The sequence below is a fragment of the Vulcanococcus sp. CPBay_Sum15L08_68 genome, from assembly GCF_017855895.1.
Lineage (GTDB): Bacteria > Cyanobacteriota > Cyanobacteriia > PCC-6307 > Cyanobiaceae > Vulcanococcus.
Window position 1 is genome coordinate 1 of sequence record NZ_JAFMFX010000081.1, and the last position, 6,837, is coordinate 6,837.

Consider the following 6,837-nt stretch of genomic DNA (forward strand, 5'->3'; position numbering starts at 1 on the left):
ACGGTGTTGCGAAGGACGGGACGCGCCGTTGGTTGACATCAGTCGGAGTGATGAATCGTTCGTAGGGGACGGTGTCCAGACCGAAGGCTTCCTGATATTCCCGGCTGTTGACCATGGCATCGACGACGCCATAGAAACCGTGGCGCGCTGCGACGTCGAAGTAGCTGTCGATTTCCCAGCGTCCGAAGGTCGGTCGGCCGAGAATTCGGCGGTGCATCACTTCAATGGCCTTGCAGATGTAGAGACCACTCCAATAGCGGCGGCGGAAGGCATCGCTGCGCGCGACCTCACGTACAAAATCCTTCAGAGCGATGTCGCCGTTTTCGAGTCGGGTTTCGGCTGTCTCAACCCGTTCACCGGCGTAGCCCGCATTGCCCAGGATCTGGACGTAGACAGCCTTGATGACGGATTGGGTGCTCGATTCCGTGAACCGCACGCTCGGACGGGTTTGAAGGCCGCGGCGAGGAACCGAATTACCGCCGGTTGCGATTTGGGTTAGGCGGCGGGTCTTTGGACCAACCCGCCTTGGTGTGGCGCTTCTGAACTGAGGGCTATTCATCTGCCCTGGTTGTGCCATGCCGTTGCCGATGAGCAGGCGCCGGGTGTCGTAGCTCAGTGGTGCAGGACGCGTTGCGACGTTGGCCGTACCTGAGGGGAAGATTGCGCCGTAGCTAAGTCCTAAGGGATCGTTACCGCCGCCGTAGGGATGTTGGTCGGCGTAGGGCTGGCGATAGCTGGCGTAAAGGGTGATGTATTGAGGAGCACCCTCGAACGGTGCACTAAAGCGGAACAGCTTGCGGTTGGAACCCCAGCCAGCACTTTCTTGCGCTTCTTCGCCAAGATCGCGCAGGTAGGGGACTGTCTCCTCACCGAAGACCTGGGCGTACTCCATTGAGTTGACCAGGGAATCAACGAGGCCATTCAGGCCTTGCTCGCTGACGATGCTGAAGTAGCGGTTGAATTCTTCCCGTGAGCTAATGCCCCGTCCGAGGAAGTGGCGGAAGGCCAGCTCAACAGCGCGGCTGTTTGAGAAGGGGCCAAAAAACTGGGCGCGGTACTCCTTGCTCTTACCGAGTGCGCGAATGTATTCACGCATGCTGATGTCGCCCTTGGTGACCTGCGAGGTCTCGACCGAGCAGGGGTCTTGGCTGTAGGCCTTTGCGATGTCCCGTTCGAACACCTGTCGGTAGGCGGCCCGAATGACCTCGGCTTTTTGACCGCCGCTCATGGCGGGCTTCATGTTGAAGCGCTGGACGTTGCCTTGGGCTGCCAGTGCGTAGATGGCTGGGAGCTGGAGGCCCTGATTCTCTGGGCTGCCGAGGCGCTGGCGAGCGGAGGGGGTCGGAACGGCCAGTTCTTCGAGAAGGACGTTGAAGCAGCCAATCAAGAGCTGGCGCGCTTCGGGCAGGTCCTTCAGTAGTTCGGCGGCACCGGCGCGCATCTCCTGCAGCGCGACGTTGGTGGCGGCTAGGGAGCAGCCCTTTTCGAGGACATCTCTCAATCCGCGGGTGTTCACGCGAAGGATGCTCGGATCGCCTGCAATGACCGCATACCCGACATAGCGGAGGAACCAAGCCATGTCGCGGACTGACTTGCGCATCCGCTCAGTCCCGTAGATGGCGACTGAAATCGGGTTGAAGCCTGTCGGCAGGATCACGCGGACATCCGCATCGCCGCCGCCGCCCTCCAGCAGTCGGGTCAGAAGATTGCCGCGTTTCGAATTGTCGCTGGTGCCAGAGAAGGTTTGAACCGAGCGCTGGAATGCCGCCTGGTCGGAGGCCAGCGGAGTTGCCGAGCTTGCCGCCGCGGGTGTCAGTGGCGCGTCGAGATAGGACAGCGGCGTGCCACCGGCAAAGATCCGGCTTGCTGCCCGAGCCACGATCGCTTCGGCATTTGCCGACACGCGACGGGCTGCCTCAACACGCAGCTGACCGCTTTGGAAAAAAGTTGTGAGGTTGCTGAGCTCGCCCCCATCCGGGAAGCGGTCTTGCTGCTCCGCCTGACGAACGCTGGAGAGCGGCAGGGTGTCGAAGCGCTGAGGAGCAACCCTGCTGCTGCCGCTGCTGGCGGTCACAGTCATGGACGAAAGCGAACCTGGCCTGGGCACGTTACGGCTGCCCCTCTGGCCTCCCGGCGGGCCATGAACAAATGTTTGCAGCCCGTTGTCGGTTTCCCCTCAAGCGGAGGGCAAGCCATGAAATGCTCGGCCTCTGCGCATTCCCTATCCGATTCGCTCCCAGCCATGACTCAGGGCCCTGCTGATGCCGCCACTCCTGTGGTGAGCGACTTTTATGACCGCTTCCCCTACCCAGGAGACCCGCTTCAAGATGGCCCCCCTCCTGGATACAACTGGCGCTGGTTTGTAGATGCGGCTTATTCGGCAGCCACCGGATCGCTACCCCAAGCGCCTGTCAATGGAGAGCCCTTGCGAATCCTGGATGCGGGGTGTGGGACCGGCGTTAGCACCGACTACCTCGCTCACCTGAATCCAGGGGCCGAGATCCTGGCTGTGGATATCTCACCTGGAACGTTGGAGGTGGCTCGGGAGCGCTGTCGCCGCTCCGGTGCGTTCGAGCAGGCCCAGCTGCGCATCGAGAACCGGAGCCTGCTGGACCTGGCAGGAGAGGGTCCCTTCGACTACATCAATTCAGTCGGGGTCTTGCACCACCTCAGGCAACCGGAGGCCGGACTTCGGGCCTTAGCCCAGTTGCTGAAACCCGGTGCACTCCTCCACCTGTTCTTGTACGCCGATGGTGGTCGCTGGGAGATCCATCGCACCCAGCGCGCTTTAAATGCAATGGGTGCTGGTACGGGGGCCGAGGGCCTTCGCTTGGGACGCCAGTTGATGGCTGATCTCCCCGCGCAGAACCGGCTCCGTCTCAATTACGAACAACGCTGGGCCATCGACTGTGCAGCCGACGCGAACTTCGCCGACATGTACCTGCATCCCCAAGAGACCAGTTACAACCTGGAACGGCTAATGGCCTTTGTGGCCTCGGCTGATCTGCAATTTGCAGGCTTTTCCAATCCAGCGGTCTGGGATCCCGCTCGGCTCCTGACTGGAGAATTGTTGGAGCGGGCTCAGGCTCTTCCTGCGGAGGCGCAATGGCGCTTGGTGGAAGACCTAGACCCTGACATCAGCCACTTCGAGTTCTTCTTGAGTAAGGGCCCGGTTCAGGTGCAGCGCTGGGATGAGGACAGCGCTGTGCTCGCAGCCAGGGGCTGCCGGAACCGTTGTCTCTGGGGCTGGCCGGGCCGCTCCCTGTTGGATTCCGATATGGCCCCCTTGGATCTGAGTGCCGAGGGAATGAACTTGCTGGAAGTTCTGGAGCAGGCGGAGCCTGAGACGGCCATCGGTCAGCTGCCATTGGACTGGTCTGATGCCCAGATCGCTTCTGTGGCAAGGGAATTGCAGCGTCAGCGGGTCCTTCTGCTTCGCCCGGCTTAGGGCGAGGCAGCGTGATAGATTCCGCGCGCCTTTTCAGAGCAAAGGCGCCTTTGTTGGCTGCTTCATCACCCCAGTCAGATCCGGACTCTCACCGCGAGGGGCTGGACGCACTGGATGACACGGCGAGCCAAGAGACGGTTCCTTCTCCCCCTCTGGAAACAGAGTCCTCTGGGTCCTCTGCTGTCGCTGAAACCGAATCGGTTCCCGCTGATAGTCCTGACCTGGCTGACTTTGAGAGGCTTCAACGTCGCCTGATCCTCGCCACCTTGCTGGTGTCCGCCATTGCGGTCCCGGCCACGGCCCTGATCTACGACCTTCACATCGCCAGCAGCTTGCTGGTCGGTGGCCTCGCCGGCGCTCTCTACCTCAGGCTTCTCGCCCGAAGTGTTGCGAAGCTCGGCAACGGTTCCAAGAAGGTGGGCAAGTTCCAGCTTCTCGTCCCTGTGGTTCTTGTTCTGGCTGCAGCTCGCCTGCCCCAGCTCGAGTTGTTACCAGCTCTGCTTGGTTTCCTGCTCTACAAGCCCGCGGTGATTCTTCAGGCACTCACAGATCGCTGAGCGCCAAAAACCTTTTCAACGTCGCATTTGCGACCCCGAACGTCGACCCGATGGGTTCCTTGCCACTCGTTCTTCCCTTTGCCGAACTGGAGGTGGGTCAACACCTCTATTGGCAGCTGGGGAATCTCAAGATTCACGGCCAGGTGTTTCTGAGCTCCTGGGTTGTGATCGGAGCCTTGCTCGCCTTTGTCGTGGTGGGCACGCGCAAGATGGAGCGCGATCCCCGTGGTGTCCAGAACCTTCTGGAGTTCCTCTGGGACTACATCCGCGACATGGCCCGCGAGCAGATCGGCGAGAAGGCCTATCGCGATTGGCTTCCGTTCATCGGCACCCTCTTCCTGTTCATCTTTGTGAGCAACTGGGGCGGCGCTCTGGTGCCCTGGAAGCTGATTCATCTGCCCAGTGGCGAGCTTGGTGCTCCGACCGCTGATATCAACACCACCGTTGCCCTGGCGCTGCTGGTGTCCCTGGCCTACTTCTATGCAGGCCTGAGCCGGAAGGGCTTCCGCTACTTCGAGTACTACGTGGAGCCGACTCCGATCATGCTCCCGTTCAAGATCGTTGAGGACTTCACCAAGCCCCTCTCGCTCTCCTTCCGTCTGTTCGGAAACATCCTTGCCGACGAACTCGTCGTTGCAGTGCTGGCCTTCCTCGTGCCTCTCGTGGTGCCCCTGCCTGCGATGTTCCTCGGCCTGTTCACCAGTGCCATTCAGGCGCTGATCTTCGCCACCCTCGCCGCCTACTACATCGGTGAAGCGGTGCACGAAGAGCACCACTGATACTCATCAGTCCCCCTGCCTGATCGGGGTCACCCGCTCTGGCAAACTCCTTGCGCGCAGGTCCGGTTCAATCCGGGCCCATCTCGGTTCAGTCCAGATGTCCCAGGCGCAGGGATAACGTCCCGGTCCCAATCCGCGCTCTCCCAGCGCCCTACATCCTTCGTTCCACCATGGATTCCATCACCTCCGCCGCGTCTGTTGTCGCTGCTGGTCTGGCCGTCGGCCTCGGCGCCATTGGCCCTGGTATCGGTCAGGGCACCGCTGCAGGCGGCGCTGTCGAAGGCATTGCTCGTCAGCCCGAAGCTGAAGGCAAGATCCGCGGCACCCTGCTGCTGTCCCTGGCCTTCATGGAAGCTCTCACCATCTACGGCCTTGTGGTCGCTCTGGTGCTGCTGTTCGCCAACCCCTTCGCTGGCTGATCGCGCTTGAGGTGACGAGGGAAGGGCGGCCTTCAGTTCGCTGAACCGCCCATCCCCTCAACCTTTGCCTCAGCCTTTCGCTTCCGCCGCCGTTTTGCGGCCCGCTTCAACCGCCCGCACCCCTGCCTCATGACCAGCTGGCTTTTGCTAGGTGCAACGGAGGGAGGTCTCTTTGACCTCGACGCCACCCTGCCTCTCATGGCAGTTCAGGTGGTTCTCCTCACCTTCATCCTCAATTCCCTGTTCTTCAGCCCCGTTGGACGGGTCGTGGAAGAGCGGGAGGGTTACGTGACCACCAGCCGTGCGGAGGCCAAGCAGAAGCTGGCCCAAGCCGAACGCTTGGAAGCTGACCTCAAGGAACAGCTCAAGGACGCACGTCTGTCCGCCTCGAAGCTGATCCAAGAAGCGGAAGCTGATTCCGACAAGCTTTATCGCGAGGCTCTGGCTGCAGCAACCGCTGACGCCAACGCCTCCCGTGAGCAGGCACGCCGCGAGATCGATGCCCAGCGCGAGTCGGCCTTGGGCCAACTCAAGACTGACGCCGACAAGCTCGGTGACCTGATCGTCGACCGTCTGCTGGCCGCCCGATGACCATTCCTTCCCTCTTCGCCAGCCACGGTGGCTTTGGTCTGAACCTCAACGTGTTCGAGACCAACATCGTCAACCTGGCGATCGTGCTCTTCGGCCTCTACAAGTTTCTGCCCAACTTCCTGGGCAGCATCCTTGAGCGCCGTCGCGCGATCATCCTGGCCGACCTGAAGGACGCTGAAGAGCGCCTCAGCTCAGCCACCGCTGCCCTCTCTCAAGCCCAGCAGGATCTGGCCGCTGCTCAGCAGAAGGCCGAACAGATTCGTGTTGACGGCAAGGCTCGCGCTGAAGCGATCCGCCTTGATTCTGAGAAGCGCACCATCGATGAGATGGCTCGTCTCAAGCAAGGTGCTGCCGCTGATCTCGACGCTGAGGCGTCCCGCGTCAGCAACCAGCTCCGCCGTGAGGCGGCTCGCTTGGCCATTGAGAAGGCTCTCGCCACCCTGCCCGGCAAGCTCAATGCTGAAGCCCAGGCGCAGTTGGTGGATCAGTCCATCAAAACGTTGGGGAACGCCTGATGCCGCTGCTCAACACCATTACGACCCCCTACGCCGAAGCGTTCCTGCAGGTTGCTGACAGCCGCAAGGAAACCGACGAGGTGGTGGATCAGGCCAAGGCCGTTCTCGGCCTCTGGAATGAGTCGGCTGATTTCCGGGAAGCCATGGGCTCTCCTGTGATCGAGGTTGACGCCAAAAAGGCGGCCCTTGAGAAGCTGTTCGCTGAGCAACTCAAGCCCTCTTTCCTCAATCTGCTGAAGCTCCTGGCTGATCGCCAGCGCATCGGCATGCTCGACGCGGTGCTGGATCGCACCCTCGAGCTCTACCGCGAGCAGCGCAATATCGCTCTCGCCTCTGTCACCTCTGCCTCTGCTCTCACTGAGGAGCAACAGGCTGAGCTCAGCAAGAAGGTTCAGGCCGTGGCCGGTACCGACAAGCTGGAGATCAATCTGAGTGTCGACCCCACTTTGATCGGCGGTTTCGTCGTCAAGGTCGGCTCCAAGGTGATTGACGCCAGCCTCGCGGGTCAGGTGCGTCGCCTCGGACTGG

Annotated in this window: 8 protein-coding genes; 7 read left to right on the forward strand and 1 reads right to left on the reverse strand. The window is 61.4% G+C overall.

Features of this window, described 5'->3' with window-relative positions:
* A partial coding sequence (locus tag QZ189_RS10180) for a phycobilisome rod-core linker polypeptide (RefSeq protein ID WP_296421694.1) occupies nucleotides 1-2,080 on the reverse strand: 2,080 nt, incomplete at its 3' end.
* Nucleotides 2,081-2,242: 162 nt separating this feature from the next.
* On the opposite strand from QZ189_RS10180, the gene QZ189_RS10185 reads away from it, so the two are divergent.
* The 7 genes from QZ189_RS10185 to atpH form a co-directional block, all read left to right on the forward strand.
* Nucleotides 2,243-3,448: a methyltransferase gene (locus QZ189_RS10185; protein ID WP_296421695.1), complete on the forward strand. Its 1,206-nt coding sequence runs from the start codon at nucleotides 2,243-2,245 to the stop codon at nucleotides 3,446-3,448.
* Between the two features lie 272 nt (nucleotides 3,449-3,720).
* Nucleotides 3,721-4,005 carry a hypothetical protein gene (locus QZ189_RS10190; RefSeq protein WP_296416474.1) on the forward strand — a complete coding sequence of 95 codons (285 nt, stop codon included), beginning with the start codon at nucleotides 3,721-3,723 and terminating at the stop codon, nucleotides 4,003-4,005.
* Between the two features lie 50 nt (nucleotides 4,006-4,055).
* Nucleotides 4,056-4,784 (forward strand): F0F1 ATP synthase subunit A, encoded by a 729-nt coding sequence (gene atpB / locus QZ189_RS10195; RefSeq protein WP_010315316.1) that lies wholly within the window; start codon nucleotides 4,056-4,058, stop codon nucleotides 4,782-4,784.
* Nucleotides 4,785-4,954: 170 nt separating this feature from the next.
* A complete protein-coding gene (atpE, locus tag QZ189_RS10200; protein WP_010315318.1) occupies nucleotides 4,955-5,203 on the forward strand; it encodes an ATP synthase F0 subunit C in 249 nt (82 codons plus the stop codon).
* A 129-nt stretch (nucleotides 5,204-5,332) separates the two neighbouring features.
* A complete protein-coding gene (locus QZ189_RS10205) occupies nucleotides 5,333-5,794 on the forward strand; it encodes a F0F1 ATP synthase subunit B' (protein WP_010315320.1) in 462 nt (153 codons plus the stop codon).
* A complete protein-coding gene (locus tag QZ189_RS10210) occupies nucleotides 5,791-6,309 on the forward strand; it encodes a F0F1 ATP synthase subunit B (RefSeq protein ID WP_247477087.1) in 519 nt (172 codons plus the stop codon). Before QZ189_RS10205 ends, QZ189_RS10210 begins: the two co-directional genes overlap by 4 nt.
* The coding region (gene atpH, locus QZ189_RS10215) for an ATP synthase F1 subunit delta (RefSeq protein ID WP_296421696.1) at nucleotides 6,309-6,837 on the forward strand (529 nt) is incomplete at its 3' end. The genes QZ189_RS10210 and atpH, both read left to right, overlap by 1 nt.